The 23,335-nt window shown below is 72.8% G+C and carries 23 protein-coding genes; 4 read left to right on the forward strand and 19 right to left on the reverse strand.

The features are described from left to right. Nucleotides 1–60: 60 nt before the first annotated feature. On the forward strand, nucleotides 61–1,041 hold the full coding sequence (locus OHS57_RS08610) for a phosphatase PAP2 family protein (RefSeq protein WP_041991194.1): 981 nt from the start codon (nucleotides 61–63) through the stop codon (nucleotides 1,039–1,041). Nucleotides 1,042–1,059: 18 nt separating this feature from the next. Here the strand turns inward: OHS57_RS08610 and OHS57_RS08615 are convergent, their stop codons facing one another. From OHS57_RS08615 to OHS57_RS08625, 3 genes are all read right to left on the reverse strand, one after another. After that, nucleotides 1,060–1,275, reverse strand: coding sequence for an I78 family peptidase inhibitor (locus OHS57_RS08615; RefSeq protein WP_041991193.1), 216 nt, complete (start codon nucleotides 1,273–1,275; stop codon nucleotides 1,060–1,062). 257 nt (nucleotides 1,276–1,532) lie between these two features. Next, nucleotides 1,533–2,492 carry a helix-turn-helix transcriptional regulator gene (locus tag OHS57_RS08620; RefSeq protein ID WP_328581557.1) on the reverse strand — a complete coding sequence of 320 codons (960 nt, stop codon included), beginning with the start codon at nucleotides 2,490–2,492 and terminating at the stop codon, nucleotides 1,533–1,535. Nucleotides 2,493–2,522: 30 nt separating this feature from the next. Next, nucleotides 2,523–3,470 carry a hypothetical protein gene (locus OHS57_RS08625; protein WP_328581558.1) on the reverse strand — a complete coding sequence of 316 codons (948 nt, stop codon included), beginning with the start codon at nucleotides 3,468–3,470 and terminating at the stop codon, nucleotides 2,523–2,525. Between the two features lie 182 nt (nucleotides 3,471–3,652). Between OHS57_RS08625 and OHS57_RS08630 the strand changes: the two genes are divergently transcribed. Further along, nucleotides 3,653–4,438: a hypothetical protein gene (locus OHS57_RS08630; protein WP_041991189.1), complete on the forward strand. Its 786-nt coding sequence runs from the start codon at nucleotides 3,653–3,655 to the stop codon at nucleotides 4,436–4,438. Nucleotides 4,439–4,579: 141 nt separating this feature from the next. Then, nucleotides 4,580–4,912: a hypothetical protein gene (locus OHS57_RS08635; RefSeq protein WP_041991187.1), complete on the forward strand. Its 333-nt coding sequence runs from the start codon at nucleotides 4,580–4,582 to the stop codon at nucleotides 4,910–4,912. Between the two features lie 87 nt (nucleotides 4,913–4,999). Here OHS57_RS08635 and der read toward each other — a convergent pair whose 3' ends face one another. From der to aroH, 5 genes are all read right to left on the reverse strand, one after another. Continuing rightward, entirely contained in the window at nucleotides 5,000–6,460 is a 1,461-nt protein-coding gene (der, locus tag OHS57_RS08640) for a ribosome biogenesis GTPase Der (RefSeq protein WP_041991185.1), read from the reverse strand. 54 nt (nucleotides 6,461–6,514) lie between these two features. Further along, entirely contained in the window at nucleotides 6,515–7,117 is a 603-nt protein-coding gene (locus OHS57_RS08645) for a lysophospholipid acyltransferase family protein (protein ID WP_328585024.1), read from the reverse strand. Nucleotides 7,118–7,185: 68 nt separating this feature from the next. Then, nucleotides 7,186–7,920, reverse strand: coding sequence for a (d)CMP kinase (cmk, locus tag OHS57_RS08650; RefSeq protein ID WP_078863706.1), 735 nt, complete (start codon nucleotides 7,918–7,920; stop codon nucleotides 7,186–7,188). A 114-nt stretch (nucleotides 7,921–8,034) separates the two neighbouring features. After that, entirely contained in the window at nucleotides 8,035–9,120 is a 1,086-nt protein-coding gene (locus OHS57_RS08655) for a prephenate dehydrogenase (RefSeq protein WP_041991178.1), read from the reverse strand. Further along, a complete protein-coding gene (gene aroH / locus OHS57_RS08660) occupies nucleotides 9,117–9,479 on the reverse strand; it encodes a chorismate mutase (protein ID WP_041991176.1) in 363 nt (120 codons plus the stop codon). The genes OHS57_RS08655 and aroH overlap by 4 nt, the downstream gene beginning before the upstream one ends. Before the next feature lie 76 nt (nucleotides 9,480–9,555). On the opposite strand from aroH, the gene OHS57_RS08665 reads away from it, so the two are divergent. Next, on the forward strand, nucleotides 9,556–10,269 hold the full coding sequence (locus OHS57_RS08665) for a nucleotidyltransferase domain-containing protein (RefSeq protein ID WP_328581559.1): 714 nt from the start codon (nucleotides 9,556–9,558) through the stop codon (nucleotides 10,267–10,269). 16 nt (nucleotides 10,270–10,285) lie between these two features. Here OHS57_RS08665 and OHS57_RS08670 read toward each other — a convergent pair whose 3' ends face one another. The 11 genes from OHS57_RS08670 to OHS57_RS08720 all read right to left on the reverse strand — a co-directional run bounded on the left by OHS57_RS08670 (nucleotide 10,286) and on the right by OHS57_RS08720 (nucleotide 22,681). Next, nucleotides 10,286–11,305, reverse strand: coding sequence for an ADP-ribosylglycohydrolase family protein (locus tag OHS57_RS08670; protein WP_328581560.1), 1,020 nt, complete (start codon nucleotides 11,303–11,305; stop codon nucleotides 10,286–10,288). Next, nucleotides 11,302–12,057, reverse strand: coding sequence for an NUDIX hydrolase (locus tag OHS57_RS08675; RefSeq protein ID WP_328581561.1), 756 nt, complete (start codon nucleotides 12,055–12,057; stop codon nucleotides 11,302–11,304). Before OHS57_RS08675 ends, OHS57_RS08670 begins: the two co-directional genes overlap by 4 nt. After that, complete coding sequence (locus OHS57_RS08680; protein WP_041991165.1) at nucleotides 12,054–13,142, reverse strand: AAA family ATPase; 1,089 nt, start codon at nucleotides 13,140–13,142, stop codon at nucleotides 12,054–12,056. Before OHS57_RS08680 ends, OHS57_RS08675 begins: the two co-directional genes overlap by 4 nt. Continuing rightward, nucleotides 13,139–13,795, reverse strand: a complete 657-nt coding sequence (gene pnuC, locus OHS57_RS08685) for a nicotinamide riboside transporter PnuC (RefSeq protein ID WP_041991163.1) — start codon at nucleotides 13,793–13,795, stop codon at nucleotides 13,139–13,141. The genes OHS57_RS08680 and pnuC overlap by 4 nt, the downstream gene beginning before the upstream one ends. Before the next feature lie 129 nt (nucleotides 13,796–13,924). Next, nucleotides 13,925–15,283 (reverse strand): pseudouridine synthase, encoded by a 1,359-nt coding sequence (locus OHS57_RS08690; protein ID WP_328581562.1) that lies wholly within the window; start codon nucleotides 15,281–15,283, stop codon nucleotides 13,925–13,927. Continuing rightward, a complete protein-coding gene (scpB, locus tag OHS57_RS08695) occupies nucleotides 15,283–15,921 on the reverse strand; it encodes an SMC-Scp complex subunit ScpB (protein WP_107070205.1) in 639 nt (212 codons plus the stop codon). Before scpB ends, OHS57_RS08690 begins: the two co-directional genes overlap by 1 nt. A gap of 41 nt (nucleotides 15,922–15,962) precedes the next feature. Then, nucleotides 15,963–17,129 carry a segregation/condensation protein A gene (locus OHS57_RS08700; RefSeq protein WP_041991159.1) on the reverse strand — a complete coding sequence of 389 codons (1,167 nt, stop codon included), beginning with the start codon at nucleotides 17,127–17,129 and terminating at the stop codon, nucleotides 15,963–15,965. A gap of 47 nt (nucleotides 17,130–17,176) precedes the next feature. Continuing rightward, nucleotides 17,177–17,794: a hypothetical protein gene (locus OHS57_RS08705; protein ID WP_078863705.1), complete on the reverse strand. Its 618-nt coding sequence runs from the start codon at nucleotides 17,792–17,794 to the stop codon at nucleotides 17,177–17,179. Next, nucleotides 17,779–18,900: a ParA family protein gene (locus OHS57_RS08710; protein WP_041991155.1), complete on the reverse strand. Its 1,122-nt coding sequence runs from the start codon at nucleotides 18,898–18,900 to the stop codon at nucleotides 17,779–17,781. The genes OHS57_RS08705 and OHS57_RS08710 overlap by 16 nt, the downstream gene beginning before the upstream one ends. 380 nt (nucleotides 18,901–19,280) lie before the next feature. Next, on the reverse strand, nucleotides 19,281–20,396 hold the full coding sequence (ald, locus tag OHS57_RS08715) for an alanine dehydrogenase (protein WP_041996747.1): 1,116 nt from the start codon (nucleotides 20,394–20,396) through the stop codon (nucleotides 19,281–19,283). A gap of 152 nt (nucleotides 20,397–20,548) precedes the next feature. Beyond that, the gene (locus OHS57_RS08720) at nucleotides 20,549–22,681 is read right to left on the reverse strand and encodes a tetratricopeptide repeat protein (RefSeq protein WP_328585025.1); all 2,133 of its coding nucleotides are present in this window, start codon (nucleotides 22,679–22,681) and stop codon (nucleotides 20,549–20,551) included. Nucleotides 22,682–23,335: the final 654 nt, after the last annotated feature.

The following is a 23,335-nucleotide window of genomic DNA, read 5'->3' on the forward strand; positions in this document are numbered from 1 at the left end:
GTCATCACAAAGAGACCGGAACGACCGGTTCACGCACTCACTCGCTGTAACGTCGATTGGGTGCGTACCGACATCTTCGCCCGGCTGGACCGGGAGCCGGAGCCGCCGAAGATAGAGATCCCGCGGATGAGCCGTACCCGCACGGCTCTCTTCGGCGGGACGCTGGCGTTCTATCTCGCCATCGTCGTTGCCGTGCTGGACTCGTCCTGGCTGGTGACCCTCGACTGGAAGGTCATGCTGTTCCGGCCCTATCAGCAGTGGCCGGGACTGCACGCCTTCCTCGACTACTTCGTGGTCCTCGGCCAGCGCGGTCCCACAGCGGTGATGATCGCCGCCTGGCTGGGCTGGCGCTCCTGGCGGCAGCACACGCTGCGGCCGCTGCTGGCCCTCGGCGCCGCTCTGCTGCTGCTCAACGTGACGGTCGGCGCGGTGAAGCTCGGTCTCGGCCGGCTCGGCCCGCACTACGCGACCCAGATCGGCTCGGCCGAGCTGTTCGCCGGCGGCGATATATTTCCCTCGGGCCACACCGCGAACGCCGTCGTGACCTGGGGAATCCTGGCCTATCTGGCCACCACCCCACTGACCAGGCGGTATCTGTCGATCCTGTCGTCGGCGCTGTCCCTCGGGGTCGGCGCGACCACGGTCTACCTCGGTACGCACTGGCTCAGCGACGTGCTGCTCGGCTGGGCCGCCGGCATGCTGATCCTGCTCGCGCTGCCCTGGTGCGAGCCCACGATCGGCCGAGCCGAGCAGATCATCTTCGCCGTACGCGACCAGTTGCGGGCGCGCGCGCGGGCTGCTTCACCCGCGCGGGTCCCGGCGGGCGGCCTCCGGCCGTCGAAGGTGCCGACGCTCCCGCCCACCGAGGACGACTCCAAGCGGGAGCCGATCGGGGCAGGTCACACCGGCCGTAACCCGGCGGGCCGCAGCCCGGCGCAGCTCGCCCAGCCGCGGCCGCACACGCTGCGCTCCGAGCGCTCCCCGATCACGCCGGCCGGCTCGCGCAGGCCGCCGCACTCGCGGCCCGTCACGGGCGGCTGACCTGCGCCGACAGGCGGTCTAGCCGAGCCAGCAGCGGACCACCGTCTCGTCGTCCACCTCGAAGTTCAGCCGCCCGGCGACGTACTCCATCGTGATGATCGAGCCGGGCGGCAGGGACCGCACGGTGGTCCAGCCACGCTCCCTCGCGCGCCGCTCCGCGCTCTCGGCGGAGAGGCCTACGTACGCCTCGGTGTCGTCGTCCGGACGGTCGGGTGATGTCGGTGTCGGTGCCATGCCATTCACCGTAGGCGTACGCGGACGGTGAAGGAAGCGTCCGCCATCCGGACAACCCGTTCCGGTCAGTGAGCGGTCACGCTTTCGTCACAGAATGACGACACGCTTCCGAAGCGAATGACGCGCACTCACAGAGTGTTCACAGGATGCCCCGGACGAATTCAAAGCACCTGAAGATCACATAAATTCGCTCTTCCTGAATTCCACCCGCAGGTAACCGTCCGGTAAGACGGCGGAATATCGGCGGCGGGCCGAATTCAGCGAAGAGACCGGGACAACCGGTCCCTGAGGACCCTGACGTGCTCGGTCAGCTCGACGGGTTCGACCACCTCGAAGTCGACACCGATCAGCGCCACGTGCAGGACCAGCACGTCGAGACTCGCGGCCCCCGTGCGCAGCAGACAGCTGTGGTCGTCGACCGCCTCCAGGGCGCCCGAGGACGGCGACACGAGCCGCGCCGCCTCCTCGCGGGGCACCAGCAGCCGCAGCACGGCGGACGCGGCGTAGACGCGCGAGGAGACCCCGCGCGACACGTACGCGGCGAGGTCGTCGGCCGGCGGGGTGCGCGGGGCGAAGCGCGGGCCGTGCGGCGGGGTGGGGGTGATCCGGTCCACCCGGAACGTCCGCCAGTCGGCGCGGTCCACGTCCCACGCGACGAGGTACCAGCGGCGCTCGGTGCACACCAGCCGGTGCGGCTCCACCCGGCGGCCTCCGACCGCCCCCGCGTGGTCCCGGTAGGCGAAGCGCAGTCCCTCACCGTCCCGGCACGCGGTGGCCAGTTCGGTGAGGACGGCCGGGTCGACGGCCGAGGTGCCCGGGCCGCGCAGCATCGGGACGGTGAACGCGTTGAGCGCCCCGACCCTGCGGCGCAGCCGGTCGGGCAGCACCTGCTGGAGCTTGGCCAGGGCGCGTACGGAGCTCTCGCCGATGCCCTCGATGCCGTTGCCCGCCGCTGTGCGCAGCCCGACGGCGACGGCGACCGCCTCGTCGTCGTCCAGGAGCAGCGGCGGCAGTTCGGCGCCGGCGCCCAGCTGGTAGCCGCCGCCTGTGCCGGGGCTGGCGTTCACCGGGTAGCCGAGTTCCCGCAGCCGCTCGACGTCGCGCCGCACGGTCCTGGGGGTGACGCCCAGCCGCTCGGCGAGGTCGGCTCCCGACCAGTCGCGGTGCGCCTGGAGGAGGGAGAGCAGCCGCAGCAGTCGGGCCGAGGTGTCCAGCATGCGACCGAGTCTGCCAGGGCTCGCGGACAGCTACGGTCCGCAAGGCGCCCCGGAGCGCCGGGCCACGACGGACGCGGAGGACACGACGACGGGAGCGGGGGCCGGGGCCGGCTCAGGCGCGGGGGCGGGCGCGGTCATCGGGGCCGGGGCGGAGGCCGAGGCGGGGGCGGGGGCGGGGGCGGGCTCCAGACGTACGCTCAGGCCGTTGTCCTCCGTGTAGTACGGCGCCGCTCGCCGGCCTTCCGCCGGGAACGGCAGCCGCAGGGCGCTGCCACGTCTGTCCCAGACGTCGTCGAGGATCCGCGCCACCCGGACGGCGGGGCCGCCGGGCGCGGGGAGCAGCCACAGGTCCCACCACTGGCCGGCTTCGCCGGGACCGGCGGCCAACCGCGCGTACGGCAGCGTGAAGGCGAAGCCGCCGCCACCGCCGGTGACCGGGGCACGGTACGTCTCGCCGCCGCCGCGCGGGCGCGCCTCGACCGCCGCCTCCCGGCCGAGTTCGGCGCCGTACAGCGTGCCCTCGACCGTGACCGTGCCCCGGGCGCAGCGGACCTCGCCGACCTCGGCGTGCGGCGCCCTGACCCAGCTGCGGACGGCGAGGGTGCCCTCGGCCGTCACGTACGGGACGCGCGCGATCACCCGGCCGGCGCCGGGCGTCCGCCCCACGAGCGCCCGCGCGTCGCGCACACCGAGGCGTACCGGCCGCTCGCCGCGCGCCCCGGTGCGTACGTCCCAGTGGCCCTCGGGCAGTTCGACGGTGCTCGGCAGCACGGCGCGCAGCCGCCTGCCGCCCGCGCCCGTCAGCGGCAGCCGCACGTCGTCGGCCGCCGGGGCCCCGTCGGGGCGCCTGCGCAGGACGAGTACCGCGTCGGGACGGGCGGCGCCCATGACGTCGAAGGTGATGCCGCCGGCCGAGTCGGCCACACAGTCTGCGGCCCACTCCTCGCGCGCGGTCCGCCGCCCGGTCGATCTGGTCATACGGCTATAGATGCGGAAAACACCGCGCAGGTGCCCTCCGACAGCAGATTTGTTCGATCTTGCGGCGCCGGCCCGTCCGATTCTGTTCGTCTTCGCGCGTGACCCCGGCCACGGCTCGCCCGTTGAACCCCGTACGAGCCGGGAACAGCCCGGTTCACGCACCGATTTCGAGGAGCCACCCCGTGCCGCGCATGCTCGATGTCAGCGAGGACGTCCGCGCCGAGATCGGCGACGAAGAAGCCGACCGGTTGCTCACCGGCGAGAACTCCCCGGGCAGCTACGACTGCACGTCCTGCCGCACCCCGGGAGACTCCGAGCAGGAGCGGACCAGCACCGTCCTGTTCGTCGGCGAGGAGACGGCCGTCCTGGCCTTCGCCCACGCCACCTGCATCCCGTCCCAGGTCGTCCAGGTCGCCGAGGACCAGCTCCAGGGCGCGGTCAGGTCCATCACCGGCAACGAGCCGCAGGCGCCCGGCGGCCCCGCGGGGGCCGAGCAGCAGGCCGTGCTGGGCGTCACCAGCGGTCTGGTGCTGATCGAGGGCGAGCTGCACCCGGCCCTGGTGGTGGAGCCGACGGCGCCGATCACCCGTGCGGGATCCGGCGGCACGATGGACGAGTTCCTCCCGCTCCTGGTCGAGCAGGGCTTCCAGCCGGTCGCCGACCTCGGCGGCCGGCCCGGCGTGCTGCCCGGCTGGTCCGTGCTGCTCGCCATGGGCCAGCTGCACGCCGTCCTGCAGCCCGGCACGGGCGGCAGCGGCCAGGTCGCCTGGTGGCAGGCGCACCAGCCGCTCCAGGTCACCGAGGGCTGGCGGGCGGCGGCCAACAAGTCGCACCAGGTCCTGGTGTTCGCGGCGCCGGTCGGCTCGATCGGCCAGCAGCCCCGTGAGGACCTGCTGCGCGACGCCCTGGAGAAGGCGGCGGCCAACGGCCGGCTGGTGGCCGCGGCGATGCCCCTGGCGGGCACGTGAGGGTGCGGGCGGGCAGGTGAGCGTGCGGCAGGGCACGTGACGGCGCGGGCGCGCCCCGCCGCGCACCGGTCACCACCCCGTTGACCGGCAATTTCCCGGTCGTACCCGCATCCGACGAGGCACCGGGTCGTTGGCACATACGTGCACTCATACGACCCCTCCCGCCCGCAGTACCAGAGCCAGATCCCCTCGATGCGCCCCGCGCAGGACGTGGCGGACGGGTATTCGACGACCCCGATCTACGACGCGCTGTACTCCGAGTTCCTCCGGTCGTTCAGAGCCCTCCCCGGCGACAGGAGCGGCGAGGACAATCTGGGTTTCACGGCCTTCGGTGCCGGGACGCACCCGGGCCGCGGCAGACACGGCGACCGCGCGCACACGCCGTACCAGGGGTCCTGGCAGCGGGACACCCGGCAGCCCGTCGCCCGCCACACCCCGGCGGCGCTGCCGCCGGGTCCGCGTCGCGAGGCGTGAGCCGCGCGGCGGCGGCAAACGGAAACGGGCGGGCCCGGCACGGATGATCCGTGCCGGGCCCGCCCGTTTCCGCCGTTCCCGGCCCCGCTACTTCTTGCGGCCGCGCTTCTCGCGCACCCGCACCGAGATGTGGATCGGCGTGCCCTCGAAGCCGAACTCCTCACGCAGCCTGCGCTCGACGAACCGCCGGTAGCCGGCCTCGATGAAGCCCGAAGCGAACAGCACGAACCGCGGCGGCTTCGTGCCCGCCTGTGTGCCGAACAGGATGCGCGGCTGCTTGCCGCCCCTGATCGGGTGCGGATGCCCGGCCACCAGCTCGCCGAGGAACGCGTTCAGCCGTCCCGTCGGCACCCGGGTCTCCCAGCCGGCCAGCGCCGTCTCGATCGCCGGGACCAGCTTCTCCATGTGCCGTCCGGTACGCGCCGACACATTGACCCGGGGCGCCCAGGCGACCTGCGCCAGCTCCGTCTCGATCTCGCGCTCCAGGTAGTAGCGCCGGTCCTCGTCGAGGGTGTCCCACTTGTTGTACGCGATGACCAGGGCGCGGCCCGCGTCCACGGCCATCGTGATGATGCGCTGGTCCTGGACGCTGATGGACTCGCTCGTGTCGATCAGGACGACGGCGACCTCCGCCTTCTCGACGGCGGCCGCGGTGCGCAGCGACGCGTAGTAGTCCGCGCCCTCCTGGAGGTGGACCCGGCGCCTGATGCCCGCCGTGTCGATGAACTTCCAGACGATGCCGCCCAGCTCGATCAGTTCGTCGACCGGGTCACGGGTGGTGCCCGCCACCTCGTTGACGACCACCCGGTCCTCGTTGGCGACCCGGTTCAGCAAGGACGACTTGCCGACGTTCGGCCGCCCGATGAGGGCGATACGGCGCGGGCCGCCGATGGCGGTGCCGAAGGTCTGCGCGGGGGCGTCCGGCAGCGCTTCGAGCACGGCGTCGAGCATGTCGCCCGTACCGCGGCCGTGCAGGGACGAGACGGGGTGCGGCTCGCCGAGCCCGAGCGACCACAGCGCCGTGGCGTCCGCCTCGCCGCTCTGCCCGTCGACCTTGTTGGCGCAGAGCACGACGGGCTTGCCGGCCTTGCGGAGCAGCCGGACCACGGCCTCGTCGGTGTCGGTGGCGCCGACGGTGGAGTCCACGACGAAGACGACCGCGTCGGCGGCCTCGATCGCGTACTCGGCCTGGGCGGCGACCGAGGCGTCGATACCGAGGACGTCCTGCTCCCAGCCGCCGGTGTCGACGACCTTGAAGCGGTGGCCCGCCCACTCGGCCTCGTAGGTGACCCGGTCCCTGGTCACGCCCGGCTTGTCCTCGACGACCGCCTCACGGCGGCCGATGATGCGGTTCACAAGGGTCGACTTGCCGACATTCGGCCGGCCGACGACGGCGAGTACGGGCAGCGGGCCGTGTCCGGCCTCGCCGATCGCGCCCTCCACGTCCTCGGGGTCGAAGCCCTCCTGCGCGGCGATCTCCATGAACTCCGCGTACTCGGCATCGCCAAGCTCTCCGTGCTCGTCGTCGGAGTCGATCTGGTCGTTCATGAAGTCCGTACCTCGTTCATCCATCGTGATCGGTGCGCCACCACATGTGGCGCACTACTCAAGTCCTGCCGGGCGCCCGGTGAGGCGCCTGGCGTCGTCCAGGTGGGCGGCCAGCCGCTGCTGGATGCCGACCGTGGCGTCGTCCAGCGCGGCGCGCGTACGCCTGCCGCTGCCGTCGCCCGCCACGAACGCGTCGCCGAAGACGACGTCCACGCGGCTGCGCAGCCGGGGCAGCGCCTTGACCAGCCGGCCGCGGCTCTCCGTGCTTCCCAGGACAGCCACCGGCACGATCGGCGCACCGGACCGTACTGCGAAGTATGCGAGACCGGACCGCAAAGAGGCGAAATTGCCCTCGCCCCTGGTGCCCTCGGGGAAGATCCCCAGTACCCCGCCGGCCGCCAGCAGGCCGAGCGCGTCGGTGATCGCCGTGCGGTCGGCGACCGCGCGGTCCACCTTGAGCTGCCCGATCGCGCGCAGGAACGGGTCGAGCGGTCCGACGAACGCTTCCTTCTTGATCAGGAAGTGCACGGGCCGGGGCGCCGTGCCCATCAGCATCGGGCCGTCGATGTTGTGCGAGTGGTTGACGGCCAGGATCACCGGGCCGCTCGCGGGGACCCGCCAGGCGCCGAGCACCCGGGGCCGCCAGAGGCCGTTCATCAGGCCGACGCCTATGCCCCGTCCGACCGCGGCGCCTCTGCGGGACGGGGCGGCCCGCTCGGCGGTGCTCACCGGACCGCCCGCTTCTCCTCGACCAGGGTCACGATGCACTCGACGACCTGCTGAAGCGTGAGGTGGGTGGTGTCGACCTCCACCGCGTCGTCCGCCTTCGCGAGCGGGGACGTCTTGCGGCTGGAGTCGGCGGCGTCGCGCTTTATGAGGGCTTCCCTGGTCGCCGCGACATCGGCCGCGTCCTTGCCGCCCAGTTCGCCGCTGCGGCGGGCGGCCCGCGCCTCGGCGGACGCGGTGAGGAAGACCTTGACGTCGGCGTCCGGCAGGACCGTCGTACCGATGTCCCTGCCCTCGACCACGATGCCGTGCTCGGCCGAGGCGGCGACGGAGCGCTGCAGCCGCGTGATGACGGCCCGCACCTCGGGGACGGCGCTGACGGCGCTGACCTTCGACGTGACCTCCTGGGTGCGGATCGGGCCCGACGCGTCGGTCCCGTCCACGGTGATCGTCGGTCCCGCCGGGTCGGTGCCCGAGACGATGACGGGCTTGCCCGCCGCTGTCGCGACCGCTTCCGCGTCCCGTACGTCGATGCCGTTGCTGATCATCCACCAGGTCATCGCGCGGTACTGCGCGCCCGTGTCCAGGAAGCTCAGCCCGAGCTTGAGGGCCACCGCCTTGGAGGTGCTCGACTTGCCCGTGCCCGAGGGGCCGTCGATGGCGACGATCACGGCGGCAGGGGCGGTCCTGGCTGCGGTTGCGGCGGTTGCGGCGCTTTCCACGGGAGTGGACACCTTCCTGGTTCACGGCTGGGGTGCGGTGGGACGTGGCAACGGCCCCCGCACAAGGTTACCGAGTACTCGGAGCGCCGGTGCACGCGTCCTTCCGGGGGCCGGACGGCCCCCGGGTCACTGCCGGATCGACCAGCCGCGGTTGCGCAGGGCGGCGTTGAGTACGGGCGCGGCGGACGGCTCGACCATCAGCTGGACGAGGCCGGCCTGCTGCCCGGTGGCGTGCTCGATGCGTACGTCCTCGATGTTGACCCCGGCGCTGCCCGCGTCGGCGAAGATCCGGGCCAGCTCGCCGGGACTGTCGCTGATCAGGACGGCCACGACCTCGTACGTCTTCGGGGCGGCGCCGTGCTTGCCCGGCACCCGGACCCGGCCGGCGTTGCCCCGGCGCAGTACGTCCTCGATGCCCGCCGCGCCGCCGCGCCGCTTCTCCTCGTCCGACGACTGGAGGGCGCGCAGCGCCTCGACCGTCTCGCCGAGGTCGGTGGCGATCCCGGCGAGCACGTCGGCGACGGGCCCCGGGTTGGCGGTGAGGATGTCGATCCACATGGCGGGGTCGGAGGCGGCGATCCTGGTGACGTCCCTGATGCCCTGCCCGCAGAGGCGTACGGCGGTCTCGTCGGCCTCTTCGAGCCGGGCGGCCACCATGGAGGAGATCAGCTGCGGGGTGTGCGAGACGAGCGCGACGGCCCGGTCGTGGGCGTCGGCGTCCATGACGACGGGTACGGCGCGGCAGAGCGCGACCAGTTCCAGGGCCTGGTTGAGCACCTCGGTGTCGGTGTCCCTGGCGGGGGTGAGCACCCAGGGGCGCCCCTCGAACAGGTCGGCGGTGGCGGCGAGCGGGCCTGACCGCTCCTTGCCGGACATGGGGTGCGTACCGATGTAGGCGGTCAGGTCGAGGCCGAGCGCCTCCAGCTCGCGGCGCGGGCCGCCCTTGACGCTGGCGACGTCGAGGTAGCCGCGGGCCGTCCCGCGCCGCATGGCGTCGGCGAGGGTCGCCGCGACATGCGCGGGCGGTACGGCGACGATCGCGAGGTCGACGGTGCCGGGCGCCGGCTCGTCCGTACCGGCGCCGAGCGCGGCGGCCGTACGGGCCCGGTCGGGGTCGTGGTCGGTGAGGTGCACGGTGACGCCGCGGCTCGCCAGGGCGAGCGCGGCCGATGTGCCGATCAGGCCCGTTCCGATGACGACGGCTGTTCTCACTGGGCGATGTCCTTGCGGAGGGCGGCGGCGGCGCCGAGGTAGACGTGCGCGATCTGCGCCTTGGTCCTGCCGGACTCGACGTGGGCGAGGATCCGCACGACGCGCGGCATGGCACCGGCGATGTCCAGCTCCTGCGCGCAGATCAGCGGCACGTCCACGATGCCGAGGCCGCGGGCGGCAGCGGCGGGGAAGTCGCTGTGCAGGTCGGGGGTGGCCGTGAACCAGATGCTGATCAGGTCGTCCGGCGTGAGGTCGTTGCGGTCGAGGATCGCGGACAGGAGCTGCTTGACCTGCTCGTCCATGTGCCCGCGCTCGTCCCGCTCCAGCTGGACCGCGCCACGGACCGCTCGTACCGCCACGGTTCCTCCTCGTTCGTCCACGATGATCGCGTGCTCCGTTCAGCCTAGGGCCTGTCCGGCCGGTAGCCTCGCGCGCATGACTCCCGAGGCCCTGGTCCGCGACCACACCGTCTACGCGTGTGTGACGGGCTCCCGCGCCTTCGGGCTCGCGACGGAGGGGTCGGACACGGACCGGCGGGGGGTCTTCCTCGCCCCCACGGCGCTGTTCTGGCGCTTCGAGAAGCCGCCGACACATGTGGAGGGCCCGGCGGACGAGCAGTTCTCCTGGGAGCTGGAGCGCTTCTGCGAACTCGCCCTGCGCGCCAACCCCAACGTCCTGGAGTGCCTGCACTCCCCGATCGTGGAGCACGCCGACGCCACGGGCCGCGAACTGCTCGCCCTGCGCGACGCGTTCCTGTCGCTGCGGGCGTACGAGACGTTCCTGCGCTACGCGTTGGGCCAGCGCAGGAAGCTGGAGGCGGACGTACGGCAGTACGGCGCCCCGCGCTGGAAGCACGCCATGCACCTGCTCCGGCTGCTCGCCTCCTGCCGCGACCTGCTCCGTACGGGCGCCCTCGTCATCGACGTGGGCGACCAGCGGGAGCCGCTGCTGGCGGTGAAGCGCGGCGAGATCCCCTGGCCGGAGACCGAACGCCGGATGACCCGCCTGGCCGAGGAGGCCGAGGCGGCGCTCCCCGGCTCCCCCCTCCCGCCGGAACCGGACCGCGCGCGAGTGGAAGCGTTCCTGACCCGCGCCCGCCGCGCCTCGGCCCTGTCGTCGCCTGATGTCCCTGAAGGGGGCGCGGGGTAGCGCAGGTGCGGTCGGCTCAGGCGTCCCAGAGCGCGCCGAGCCTCAGCAGGTCGGTTCGGTACTCGATGCGGTCCGACCAGTGCTCCGGCCAGGCCGCCGCGCCCAGGTGGGCTCCGGCGAAGGCGCCTGCCAGGCAGGCCAGGGAGTCCGAGTCGCCCTTTGTGCAGGCCGCTCGGCGCAGGGCCGTGAGCGGGGACGTGGGGAAGAGCAGGAAGCAGTGCAGCGCTGTGGCGAGCGCTTCCTCGGCGATCCAGCCGTCGCCCGTCGTCAGGCACGGGTCGGTCTCGGGGGACGGGGTGCGCAGCGCCTGCTGGAGGCGGTCGAGGGCGGCGAGGCAGTCGTCCCAGCCGCGGGCGATGAACTCGCCGGGGGTCGGGGCGTCGCTCAGGGTCCACAGGTCGCCGAGCCACCGGTGGTCGTAGCGGGTGCGGTTCTCGTACGCGTACGAGCGCAGCCGGCCGACCAGGCCGAGGGGTTCGGTGCCCTGCGCGAGGAGGTGGACGGCGCGTGCCGTGAGGTCGGAGGCGGCCAGCGCCGTGGGGTGGCCGTGGGTGAGGGCGGCCTGCAACTGCGCGGCGCCCGCGCGCTGTTCGTCGCCGAGGCCCGGTACGAGGCCGATCGGCGCCACCCGCATGTTGGCGCCGCAGCCCTTCGAGCCGAGCCGGCTCGCCCGCTGCCAGGGGCGGCCGTCCTCCAGCAGGGCGCAGGCGTCCAGGCAGGTGCGGCCAGGGGCGCGGTTGTTCTCCGGGTCGTGGTACCAGGCGACGAACTCGGCGCGCACGGGCGGTTCGAGGCTCGCCGGGTCGAGGGCGCCGGTGCGGTCGACGGCGGTCACGATGCCCTTGCCGAGCGCGAGGGTCATCTGGGTGTCGTCGGTGACGAACGCGGGCTCCGGCAGCGCCATGTCGCGCCAGGGGCCGGTCTTGGCGAGGATCGACGGCACGTCGTTGAACTCGGTCGGGAAGCCCAGCGCGTCGCCGAGCGCCAGCCCGATCAGGGCGCCGGTCGCGGGCTGTTTCACGGGAGTTGTGGTCATGGGGTACGCCCTTCCGGTCGGAGCAGCGGTGGGTGCAGCGTGGTGGCGGGGCCCTGCCGGTAGAGCGCGGCCGGTTTGCCTCGGCCGCCGGTCCTGCGCGGCGGTCCTTCGACGGGCTGGACGAAGCCGGGCGTCGCCAGCACCTTGCGGCGGAAGTTGGGCCGGTCGAGCGGGACGCCCCAGACCGTCTCGTACACCTGCTGGAGCTCGCCGAGGGTGAACTCGGGCGGGCAGAAGGACGTGGCGAGACAGCTGTATTCGAGCTTGGCGCCGACCCGCTCGTACGCGTCGGCGAGGATCCGCTCGTGGTCGAAGGCGAGCGGTCCGACCACCGGTGTCCCGCCGGCGGCGAGCGCCGTCCAGTCGGCGCTCGCCGCGTCGCCACCGCCTCGTGGCTCGGGCAGGTCGGGGACGAGCGCCGCGTACGCGACGGAGACGACCCGCATCCTCGGGTCGCGGTCGGGATCGCTGTAGGTGGCGAGCTGTTCGAGGTGGAGCGCGGTCGCGGTCTCCTCCGACAGGCCGGTCTCCTCGGCGAGTTCACGCAGCGCGGCGTCCCCGGCCGACTCGCGCGGCAGGACGAACCCGCCGGGCAGCGCCCAGGCTCCCCGGTAGGGCTCCTGGCCGCGCTCCACGAGCAGGACGTGCAGCCGGCTCTCGCGGACGGTGAAGACGGCGAGGTCGACGGTGACGGCGAACGGTTCGAAGGCGGCCGGGTCGTAGCCCTCCGGCGCTCCGGGGCGCGCTGTCACCGGCGCTCCGGGAGGGGCGGCGCGAAGTCCCAGCCCCGGCCGAGCAGGTCGTCCACGGCCTCGACCGCTGCCGCGAGCCGCGTGGCGGGCGGGCCGCTCATGGTGAGGAACCGCCGTCCCGTACGGGTCAGTTCCGCCCGGAACCGGTCGGTCATCCAGGGCCGCAGCTCCTCGCCGTCCCGCAGTCCGTCGTCCTCGAAGGGGACTCCGGTGTGGTCGGTGAGCAGCCAGAGCTGATGGTCGACGCGGTCGGCGATCTCCTCGACGCGCGGGTTACGGCCGCCCAGATACCGCTCGTGCCAGACGGTGGTCGCGAAGGAGTCGGTGTCGCAGAACAGCACCGGCGAGCCCAACCTCGCCGCCCGCTCCTCCAGTTCGTTCTGCCGCTGGGCGATCAGCGGGAAGTCGTCCGTGCCGAACGTGACCTCCGACCAGTGCGCCCACGGCCGGGCCCGGCGCAGCTCGGCCAGTTTCTCCTCGCTGAACTCCCTGCCGTACTCGGGCACACAGCCGGTCGACGCCCAGATCCCGCCGCGCCGCCGGTAGTGCTCGGCGAGAGCGCGGGCGAGCGTGGTGGTGCCGGTGGACTCCGCCCCGACGACGACCACCCGGCGGGTGAGCGCGGCGCGCACCGGCGGCGACAGGAACTCCCAGCAGCCCACCGGGTCCTTGCGTACGGCCGTGGCGGAGACGGGGTAGGCCGTACGGCCGGGGTCGACGCACTCCGACGCCGCGCCGAACCGGCGGCCCAGCTCGGCGCCGTACGCCTCCGAGGAGAACACCGCGTCGACCCGCTCGGGCACGGCGCTCCGGAAGACCGCCATGTGCGCGTCCCAGATGTCGGGGTCGCCCAGGTCCATGGGGACGTCGTCGACCGCGCCCACGACCGTGACGTCCGGGTGGACCTCGCGCATCCAGCGCACCCGGTCGGCGAGCGGCACAGACTCGACGGACGCGGCGCAGACCAGCACGGTCAGCCGGGCGCAGCGTTCCTTCGCCGTGCGGACGAGATGGTGGTGGCCGGCGTGCGGCGGATAGAACTTCCCCAGCACCAGACCGTGCTGATATCCCGTCAGCTCCGTCATGCCGTCACCGCCTCGGCGGCCGGCGCCTTCGCCCCGGCCAGATCGCGGGACCAGCCGCGCAGCCCCACGACGCACAGGGCGAGGAAGCCGACGTACAGCAGTGAGGTCAAGTACAGCCCCTTGTAGGCGTAGAGCGGGATGTAGACGAGGTCGGCGGCGATCCACAGCCACCACGACTCCAGCAGTTTGCGGCACTGGCCGTAGGTCGCCGCCAGGGACAGCGCGGTGGTCAGCGCGTCCCAGAACGGCACGGTCGAGTTGGTGAAGCGGCCGAGCAGGAGGGTGAGTCCAGCTGTCCCCACCGCCCCCGCCGCGAGCAGCACGCCCCATTCGGCGCGGCTGCTGCGCCGCACCGGCAGGGACCGTGGGTCCGGGCCACCCCCGTGGGTCCAGATCCACCAGCCGTACACGGCGAGGGCGATGAAGACGACCTGCAGCCCGGCGTCGGCGTAGAGCCCCGCCGGGACGAACAGAAGGACGAAGAACAGGTTGTTGGCGATGCCGACGGGCCAGTTGGCGAGGTGCTGGCGGGCGACCAGCCAGACACAGAGAGCGCCGCTGCCGAACCCGAGGAACTCGGTCCAGCTGACCGGGGTGTCCAGCACGGTGAACAGCGGCTGCTGCAACGGGTCGAGGATGTCAGCGAGACTCATGGCCCGCCTCCTTAATAGTCATGTTGACTATAAAGGCGAACGGGCTGCGCGCACAAGCAAAAACCCGCGGCCGTCGGGCCGCGGGTTCGCTCGAAGTGCTCGAAGTGCTCGGAGTACCGGGCCTCAGGCCTAGAGTCCGACCTCCTTCATCAGCATGCCGACCTCGGTGTTGGTGAGGCGGCGCAGCCAGCCCGACTTCTGGTCGCCCAGCGGGATCGGGCCGAAGGACGTCCGGACCAGCCGGTCGACCGGGAAACCGGCCTCGGCGAGCATGCGGCGGACGATGTGCTTGCGGCCCTCGTGCAGGGTGACCTCGACGAGGTAGTTCTTGCCGGTGTTCTCGACGACCCGGAAGTGGTCCGCCTTCGCGTAACCGTCCTCCAGCTGGATGCCGTCCTTCAGCCGCTTGCCCAGGTCGCGCGGGAGCGGCCCCTGGATCGCGGCCAGGTAGATCTTCTTGACGCCGTACCGGGGGTGGGTGAGCCGGTGGGCCAGCTCGCCGTGGTTGGTGAGCAGGATGATGCCCTCGGTCTCCGTGTCGAGCCTCCCCACGTGGAACAGCCGGGTCTCCCGGTTGGTCACGTAGTCGCCGAGGCTCTGCCGGCCGTCGGGGTCCTCCATCGTGGAGACGACGCCCGCGGGCTTGTTCAGCGCGAAGAAGAGGTGCGACTGGGTGGCGACGGTCAGTCCGTCGACCTTGATCTCGTCCTGGTCGGGGTCGACGCGCATGCCCTGTTCCAGCACGATCTCGCCGTTGACCTCGACACGGGACTGCTCGATCAGCTCCTCGCAGGCACGCCGCGAACCCATCCCGGCCCGCGCGAGCACCTTCTGCAGCCGCTCGCCCTCGTCGTTCGGGTTGGTCTTCGGGGTCCTGATCTCCGGCGCGTCCGCGTACCTGTCGCGGTTGCGCTGCTCGATCTTCGCGTCCAGCTCACGGGGGCGGGACTGGCCCTGGCTGTCCCTGCGGGCCCTGGGCGCGCTCTGCGAGGACCTGGGGCCGCCCTTGGCGCCGCCACGGGCCGCGGCGCCCCTGGCGCCGCCACCACGGCGCTCGTCGTCACCGTCGCGTGCGTCACGGGTGAAGGCGGCCGAGCCGCCCGCACGCCCGGTGCCACGCGGCGTGCCCTTCGCGCCCGCGCCACCGGTCGGACCCGAGCGGCCGACGTCGTAACGGCGCTCCTCGGGGCGGGGGCGGGACGGACGCTTCTGCTCGTCCTCGCGTCCGCTGCCCGACGTACGGGCGCCGGGGTTGCTGCCCCTGTTGCCCGCGCCGCCGCCCCGGTTGTCCCAGCCACCGCCGCCGGAAGCGCCACGGCCACCGCCGGCACCCCGGCCGCCCGCGCCACCACGGCCGCCGCCGGCGCCCGCGCCGCGGTTGCCGCCGCCGGAGCCCCGGCCGCCGCTGCCGGCCCCCCGGTTGCCGCCGCCGCTACCGCCTCCGCCGTTCCTGTTGCCGCTTCCGCTGTTGCTGTTGCCGCTTCGCATCAAATTTCCGTCTTGTCGTCTGCGTAAGTTTCCGGGGTGTCCGGCGCGTCTGGGTCGAACGACGGAACCCCTTCCAAGGTCTCGGCCTCGATCGCCTCCGCCTCGGGGAGGAAGGGCGCGAGCTCCGGAAGCTCGTCAAGGCCGCGCAGGCCCATCCGCTCCAGAAAGTAGTTCGTCGTCCTGTACAGGATCGCACCTGTTTCGGGTTCCGCGCCCGCCTCCTCGACCAGCCCCCGCTGGAGGAGGGTGCGCATCACACCGTCGCAGTTCACTCCGCGCACCATCGAGACCCGGGAACGGCTGACCGGCTGGCGGTACGCGACGACGGCCAGCGTCTCCAGCGCCGCCTGGGTCAGCCTGGCGTGCTGGCCGTCCAGGACGAAGCCCTCGACGGCCTCCGCGTACGCGGGGCGCGAGTAGAACCGCCAGCCCCCGGCGACCAGCCGCAGCTCGAAACCGCGGCCCTGCACGGTGTACTCGTCCGCCAGCGCGCGCAGCGCGTCCGCCACGGCCCTGCGGGGGCGGTCGAGGACCTTGGCCAGGTGCTCCTCGCTCGCGGGCTCGTCCACGACCATGAGGACCGCCTCCAGGGCGGGCCGGAGGTCGAGCTCGGCGACCGTGCTCGCCGTACCCGCCACACCGGTGCCCGCCGTACCGGACGGGGTCTGCTCCTGCTCGCTCACACCTTCTCCTCGCGCGTCTGGTCGGCCTCCGGGGCCGGTGCCGGGGCCGCCGGCACGTCGGGTACGTCCGGGGGCCGGTCGAACTCGTCGGTCACCGTCGGCTCCACATCGTCGTCCCCGCCCGTCCAGCGGACCATCAGCGACCCCAGGGCCTCTTCCTGGTCGAGCGCCACCACCCGCTCCCGGTAGAGCTCCAGAAGGGCCAGGAAGCGCGCCACGACGGTGAGGGTGTCCGCTGCGTCCTCGGTGAGCGCCTGGAAGCTCACCTCGCCGCGCTCGCGCAGCCGCGCCACGACGATCCCCGCCTGCTCCTGCACGGAGACGAGCGGCGCGTGGATGTGGTCGACGTACACCTGCGGCCGGGGCTTGGGCTGCATCGCCTTCACCGCGAGCCGGGCGAAGCCCTCGGGGCCGATGCGGATCACGACTTCGGGAAGCAGCTCGGCGTACTGGGGTTCGAGGCCCACGGTGCGCGGATAGCGCCGGGCCTCGGTCTCCAGACGGTCGCTGAAGATCTCCGCGATCTGCTTGTAGGCGCGGTACTGCAACAGCCGGGCGAAGAGCAGGTCACGCGCTTCGAGCAGGGCGAGGTCGGCCTCGTCCTCCACCTCGGCGGCGGGCAGCAGCCGGGCCGCCTTGAGGTCGAGCAGGGTGGCGGCGACGACGAGGAATTCGGTGGTCTGGTCGAGGTCCCAGTCGGGGCCCATGGCGCGGATATGGCCCATGAACTCGTCGGTGACCTTGGAGAGCGCCACCTCGGTCACGTCGAGCTTGTGCTTCGAGATGAGCTGGAGCAGCAGGTCGAAGGGGCCTTCGAAGTTGACGAGCCGCACGGTGAACCGGCCGTCGTCGACGGGTTCGGTCTCCCCGTCGGGCGCGGGTGCGGGGTCCGGTGCCGGGTCGGGAGCGGGTGTGGGCTCCGGGACGGGCCCTGGATCCGGGTCGGGTTCTGGATCCGGGTCGGGCTCGGGTTCCGGCTCGGCCGGCGGAGCCGGTGGGGGCGGAGGCTCGGCCTCGGCCACCGCGGCCGTTTCCGGTTCGGCGACCGGCTCCGGAAGCACCGGTTCCGGCTCCGTGACCGCCGGTGGCCGCGCGTCCGGCACGCCCGGACCGCGGCCGAGTGAGCGGCGGGAGGGGCGGGCGGGGTCGTCGGTCGGCGGCATCGGGGTCCAGGTGCGTGGGCGGCGGGTCCGGCCCGCGCAGGCTATCTTCAGCGGCCGCGCAGGCGCCGTACGAGGATGCTCGCGTCGCCGCGCGATTCCAGATCCGCCAGCACGACGGCCACCGCTTCGCGGACGATCCGCCCGCGGTCGACGGCGAGGCCGTGCTCACCGCGCAGCACGAGCCGCGCGTGTTCGAGGTCCATCAGTTCCTCGGCCGAGACATAGACCGTGATCTTCTCGTCGTGCCGTTCGCGACCGCTGGGACGGCGGTTGGCACCCCGCCCCCTGCGGCGCTGGCCGCCCTGCTGCCCGCCCTGGGGCCCCTGCGGGCCGCCCGGCTGCGAGGGGCCGTTGCCCTGCTCCGGCGGGCGGCGCCCCTTGACGGAGGACGCCGCCTGCTCCGCGTCCGACGTACGGCTGCGCGGCGGCCCGGCGGGACCCGGTTCGGCGGTGGAGTGCTCCTCCGTCGACGTACCGGCCGAGGCCGCCGGCGAGGACGGTCCCGCCGCTTCGCCAGACGGGTCGCTCTCCCCCGCGGGACCGGGCACCCGGGCCTCGCCGTTCGCGCTCCGGCGCCGGTCCGCGGGCGATGATGCCTGCAGAGCCGTGCCACCGGTCGTACGGAACAGTTCGTCGGCCCCGGGCAGACTCACTCGGCGTGACACCGGGCGAGCACCTCCCTGGCGAGCTGGCGGTACGCGGCGGCGCCGACGGAGTTCGACGCGTAGGTCGTGATCGGCTCACCGGCGACCGTGGTCTCGGGGAAGCGCACGGTCCGCCCGATCACCGTGTGGTAGACGTTCTCGTCGAACGCCTCGACCACGCGGGCGAGCACCTCACGGCTGTGCACCGTGCGGGAGTCGTACATCGTGGCGAGGATGCCGTCGAGCTCCAGCTCGGGGTTGAGCCGCTCCTGGACCTTCTCGATGGTCTCCGTGAGCAGGGCCACGCCGCGCAGCGCGAAGAACTCGCACTCCAGCGGCACGATCACCTTGTGCGCCGCTGTCAGCGCGTTCACGGTGAGCAGACCGAGCGAGGGCTGACAGTCGATCACGATGTAGTCGTAGTCCTGCATCAGCGGCTTCAACGCCCGCTGGAGCGTGGACTCGCGCGCCACCTCGCTCACCAACTGCACTTCGGCGGCCGAGAGGTCGATGTTGCTCGGCAGTAGATCCATGTTGGGCACAGCGGTCTTCAGGAGCACTTCGTCCGCCGCCATGCCCCGCTCCATGAGCAGGTTGTAGACGGTGAGGTCGAGCTCCATCGGATTCACACCGAGTCCGACCGACAGGGCTCCCTGCGGGTCGAAGTCGACGAGCAGGACGCGCCGTCCGTACTCCGCGAGCGCGGCACCCAGATTGATGGTCGACGTCGTCTTGCCGACGCCGCCCTTCTGGTTGCACATCGCGATGATCTTCGCGGGGCCGTGATCGGTGAGCGGTCCTGGGATCGGGAAGTACGGCAGGGGACGCCCGGTCGGGCCGATCCGCTCGCGGCGCTGGCGGGCAGCGTCGGGCGCGAGGGTGGCCGCGTATTCGGGGTCGGGCTCGTACTCGGCGTCAGGGTCGTAGAAGTGACCCTCGGGCACTTCGTTGTAGTCGGCGAATGGGCTGGACTCTCGCCCGCCCTCGTTGCCGGCCATGGCGTTCACGTGTTGGCCGTCCATCATCTGGTGGGCTGTCGTCATGTGCGGGTGGGTCGAGAAGGTGCGGACTGCGACGGAGCCGACAGCGTCGAGCCCGGACGAAGGGCTCTGGCCCCTCGCAGGCATTCCTGGTTGACCACCCCCGGGAGTAAATGTCGACTCATTCACAAGTCGTCTTACCTCCTTGGACGTGACCAGGAAACTTATCGATAGGTCAGCGTGGCACCATGCCGACGATGGGCGACTCTATGGCGTGTCACCGGTCCGCAGCAACACAATCCGCCGGACCCGGCCCGATGTGTCGGCAACCGAACACCTCTCTGTCAAGGGCGCACGGGCCTCTCACCAAGGCATGGCGCACGGGTTTCCCGGGTGCGCGAATCGGTCGAAGTGTTACGTACGAGGCGAGTTGACCGAGGGTCCGAATGTGTCCCGACAGACACCCGGCCGGACCTCGCCGAGCAAGATCCGGCCGTTGGCGCGATGTTGACGACGGCGTTGACGCGTCAGCCGAGAAGGGCGCTCAACTCCACGTTGTCCAGGCCGTGCGCCTCTGCCACCTCACGGTAAACCACCTGGCCGTCGTGGGTGTTGAGGCCCTTGGCGAGTGCCGGGTCGCGGCGCAGCGCCTCGACCCAGCCGCGGTTCGCCAGCTCCACGATGTAGGGCAGCGTCGCGTTGGTCAGCGCGTAGGTGGAGGTGTTGGGCACGGCGCCCGGCATGTTGGCCACGCAGTAGAAGACCGAGTCGTGCACCTGGAAGGTCGGTTCGGCGTGCGTCGTCGGGTGCGAATCCTCGAAGCAACCACCCTGATCGATTGCAATGTCGACAAGTACACTCCCGGGCTTCATCTTGGCCACGAGCGCGTTGGTGACGAGCTTCGGCGCCTTCGCGCCGGGGATGAGTACGGCGCCGACGACGAGGTCCGCGCCGACCACCGCGCGCTCCAGTTCGTACGCGTTGGAGACGATGGTCTGGACCTTCGTGCCGAAGACCTTGTCGGCCTCGCGGAGCTTGTTGATGTCCTTGTCGAGCAAGGTCACGTGGAAGCCCATGCCGACGGCGATCTGGGTGGCGTTCCACCCGGAGACACCGCCGCCGATGACGACGGCGCGGCCGGGCGCCGTGCCGGGGACCCCGCCGGGCAGCACCCCGCGGCCGCCGGCCGAGCGCATCAGGTGGTACGCGCCGACCTGCGGGGCGAGCCGGCCGGCCACCTCGGACATCGGGGCGAGCAGCGGCAGCGCGCGATGGGCGGTCTCGACCGTCTCGTAGGCGATGGCGGTGGTGCCGGAGTCCAGCAGGGCGTCGGTGCAGGCGCGGGAGGCCGCGAGGTGCAGATACGTGAAGAGCGTCTGGCCCTTGCGCAGTCGGTGGTACTCCTCGGGAACCGGCTCCTTGACCTTGAGCAGCAGGTCGGCGGCGGCCCAGACCTCGTCGGCCGTGGCCAGGACGCGGGCGCCCGCCGCGCTGAACTCGTCGTCGGTGATCGAGGATCCGGCGCCGGCGTCACGCTCGATGACGACCTGATGACCGTGGCGCACCAGCTCGTGCACACCGCCGGGGGTGATGGCCACCCGGAACTCGTTGTTCTTGACCTCGCGGGGGATGCCGACCAGCACGTGGATCACGGTCCTTGACTCAGGGGCTCAGGGGATTACCGGGGTAATTCCATACATACCCGGGCAGCGCGGGGCGCTCCGGGAGTCGCCACAGAAACACGCGGCGGAGCCAGTCTAATGAAGGACTTCCAGCTGTCTAGCCTTGCAAAGCTTTAATCTTTCCCGGAACCGCTACGGATTTCGTAGGCGGACTCGTGATCTGTCGGCGGTTCCGCCAGCAAACGGTCGGCTGCGGCGCGGTGCAGCCCCGCAGCCGTGGGGTCGCCGAGCCGCTCCAGGGTGTCCGCGAGACGGAGCTGGAGCGCCGCCTGGAGCCGTACGTCACCGGCCTGGCGTGCGACAGCGGCGGCGTCCTCGCAGACGCGCAGCGACTCCTGGGGGCGGCCCGCGTATTCGAGTACCCGGGCCGTCTCGCTCAACGCCCGTGCCAGGCCCGGCAGATCGCCCAGCCGCCGGAAGCCGGCCGCCGCAGCGCGCCAGTCGCGCAGCGCGTCGTCGTACTCGCCCGCGTAGGCGTGGACGGCGCCGAGCCGGCCGTACAGCCGCGCCTCGTCGGCGCGCTCGCCCCTGCCGATGCGCTGGGACAGCGCCCTGCCGTACCAGTCGGCGGCCCGCTGCCAGTCCTGGAGGTCCTGGTAGGCACCGCCTACGGATTCCATCGCGCGGCCGGTCGCGTAGAGGTCGCTGGCCGCCCTTCCGGCGTCGAGCGCGGCGCGGTAGCGCACCAGCGCGTCGGCCGTGCGGCCGGTACGGGCGTCCAGGTCGCCGATGTTCAGCAGGGCGGCGGCCTTCTCGCGGTGCAGCTCGCGCCGCTCGGCGACGTCCAGGACGAGCTGGTGCAGCCCGTACAGCTCGGGCGCCGCCGCCTCGGTGCCGCGATGGGTCGCCAGCGCCCGTACGAGCGCGGCGACCAGCCGGCGGGCCAGCGTGTCCAGCTCGCCGTCGGCGACGGCGACACGCGCGGCGGCCAGCAGCGCGGGCTGCCGGGTGCGGAGCCAGCCGGCCGCCACGGCGGCGCTCGGGAAGCGCAGCGCCCGGGGCAGCCCCGCGAGCTTCTTGCGCGCCGGGGAGCCCTCGGGGTCGGTGACGGCCCGGCAGGACTGGAGCAGCCGTACGGTCCGCTCCAGCATCCGCGCGCGGGCCAGCTGGATCTCGGCGGGCCTGTCCTGCTCGGCGACGCGCTCCCGCAGCAGCGGTACGAGGCAGCCGGGCACCTCGTACTGGAGCCCGGCGCCCTGCAGGCCCGCCGCCAGGCCCTCGACGGTCGGGCCGAGCAGCCCGAGGGCGACGAAGTCGTCCAGCGCCTTGGCGGCCGCCGGCACGGAACAGCCGGTCAGCGCGGAGAGGGTGTGCGCGTCCGCGATGCCCGCGGGGGCGAGCGCGAGGAGCCGCAGCATCCGGGCCGTGGGCGGCGGCAGCGTCTCGTACACGAGCCGGAAGGCACGGGCCAGCGGCCGGTCACCCTCGGGCCGCTCGGTGTCGAGCGGCAGCGCGCGCAGCCGCCCGGCGAGATCGGCGACGGAAGCGGTGGGCCGTGCGGCCAGCCAGCCGCCGGCGAGCACCAGCGCGGCCGGCAGCCCGCCGCACTCCTCGGCCAGCGACTCGGCGGCCTGCGGATCGACGGTGATCCGTACGGCACCCGCGAACCGGGCCAGCAGTTCGACGGCGGCCTTGGCGTCCATGCCGCCGAGGGTGCACGGGCGGACGTCGGGGATACCGGTGAGCGGGCCCTGGGAGACGGCGAGCACGAGACAGTCGGGGTTGTCCGGCACGAGCGGATCGACCTGCTCGGCGTCCACGGCGTCGTCCAGGACGAGCAGCACCCGGCGCCCGGCGAGCGCGTCGCGCACCATCCCGGACAGCTCGTCACCACCGGCCCCGGGCGGCGCGTCCACGCCGAGCACGCCGAGGATCTCCCGCGCGGACCCCTCGGTAGGCACGGCGTCCCCACCGGCCTCGGTGAGCCGCACGCGCACGACGCCGTCCGGATACCCGGCGGCGAACCGCCGTGCGACTTCCCCAGCCAACGCGGTACGCCCGGTCCCGCCACGCCCGGCGATGAGCAGCACCCGCGCACGAGGCTCCTTACGCCCGGAAAGCGTATTGAGCCCGGCCCGCTCGGCATCCCCCCGCAAGGCACGGAGTTCGCGCTCACGCCCGAAGAACGCGGCGGGAGCGGCGGTCGCCGCCGAGGCCCCGGAGGGCTGCCGGCCATCGCGCGACTCCTGTCCGGCGGCAGGCGCCCGAGCAACGGGCGGCTCGTCGCACGCACTCGGCTCAGGCACCTCGGCCCGCGGCGCCGGAGCGCCCGGGGATTCCTGGGCAACACCCGACTCCGAAGCCGCGTGCGGCTCGGGCGCCGCAGAGGCCGCACGCTCGACCCGGGACTCCGGAACGACCGACGGCTCGTGCACGACGGACGGCTCTTGGTCCGCCGCCACCTCCGGGCCGCCGGGCGGCCCTTCCTCCGCTCGCGGCTGCGGAGCCGCAGGCGGCTCGGGAACAGCCAGTGGCTGGGACGCGACGGACGGCGCGGCAGTTGGCGTCCCGCCGACGCCAAGCGGCTCAGGCACACCGGGCCGCGCCTGTTCGGCCCGAGGCTCCGGAGCGACGTGCGGTTCACCGGCAAGCTGCTCCGCGCCGGCGGACACAACAGGCAGCGCCTGTTCGGCCCGGGGCTCCGGAGCGGTATGCGCGTCGCGGGCGGGCGTCCCTTGGGCCCTTGGACGCTCCTGCGCAGCCGCCGACTGAGTGGCGGCGGGTTCCTCCTGGCCAGGCGACCGCTCGCCGGCAGCATGCTCATCGGGCACGGGCGTTCCCTGGGCCCCTTGCGGCTCCGCAGCCTGCGGCCCCGGTACCACAGGCCGCTCACGGCCGGCCGAGACACGACGCTCCTGGGCAGCCGCCGACTCCGGCGCGGCGGGCGGCTCCTGCTCCGC

The organism is Streptomyces sp. NBC_00370 (genome assembly GCF_036084755.1).
Taxonomy (GTDB): domain Bacteria; phylum Actinomycetota; class Actinomycetes; order Streptomycetales; family Streptomycetaceae; genus Streptomyces.

What these genes read in the sequence shown, in the direction of transcription:
- OHS57_RS08680 (WP_041991165.1), bottom strand. Translation starts at nt 13,142, where the DNA reads ATGACGGAGCTGACGGGATATCAGCACGGTCTGGTGCTGGGGAAGTTC.
- OHS57_RS08690 (WP_328581562.1), bottom strand. Translation starts at nt 15,283, where the DNA reads ATGCGAAGCGGCAACAGCAACAGCGGAAGCGGCAACAGGAACGGCGGA.
- OHS57_RS08625 (WP_328581558.1), bottom strand. Translation starts at nt 3,470, where the DNA reads ATGACCAGATCGACCGGGCGGCGGACCGCGCGCGAGGAGTGGGCCGCA.
- OHS57_RS08700 (WP_041991159.1), bottom strand. Translation starts at nt 17,129, where the DNA reads ATGCCGCCGACCGACGACCCCGCCCGCCCCTCCCGCCGCTCACTCGGC.
- OHS57_RS08665 (WP_328581559.1), top strand. Translation starts at nt 9,556, where the DNA reads ATGACTCCCGAGGCCCTGGTCCGCGACCACACCGTCTACGCGTGTGTG.
- OHS57_RS08620 (WP_328581557.1), bottom strand. Translation starts at nt 2,492, where the DNA reads ATGCTGGACACCTCGGCCCGACTGCTGCGGCTGCTCTCCCTCCTCCAG.
- pnuC (WP_041991163.1), bottom strand. Translation starts at nt 13,795, where the DNA reads ATGAGTCTCGCTGACATCCTCGACCCGTTGCAGCAGCCGCTGTTCACC.
- der (WP_041991185.1), bottom strand. Translation starts at nt 6,460, where the DNA reads ATGAACGACCAGATCGACTCCGACGACGAGCACGGAGAGCTTGGCGAT.
- OHS57_RS08670 (WP_328581560.1), bottom strand. Translation starts at nt 11,305, where the DNA reads ATGACCACAACTCCCGTGAAACAGCCCGCGACCGGCGCCCTGATCGGG.
- OHS57_RS08710 (WP_041991155.1), bottom strand. Translation starts at nt 18,900, where the DNA reads ATGCCTGCGAGGGGCCAGAGCCCTTCGTCCGGGCTCGACGCTGTCGGC.
- OHS57_RS08615 (WP_041991193.1), bottom strand. Translation starts at nt 1,275, where the DNA reads ATGGCACCGACACCGACATCACCCGACCGTCCGGACGACGACACCGAG.
- OHS57_RS08645 (WP_328585024.1), bottom strand. Translation starts at nt 7,117, where the DNA reads ATGAACGGCCTCTGGCGGCCCCGGGTGCTCGGCGCCTGGCGGGTCCCC.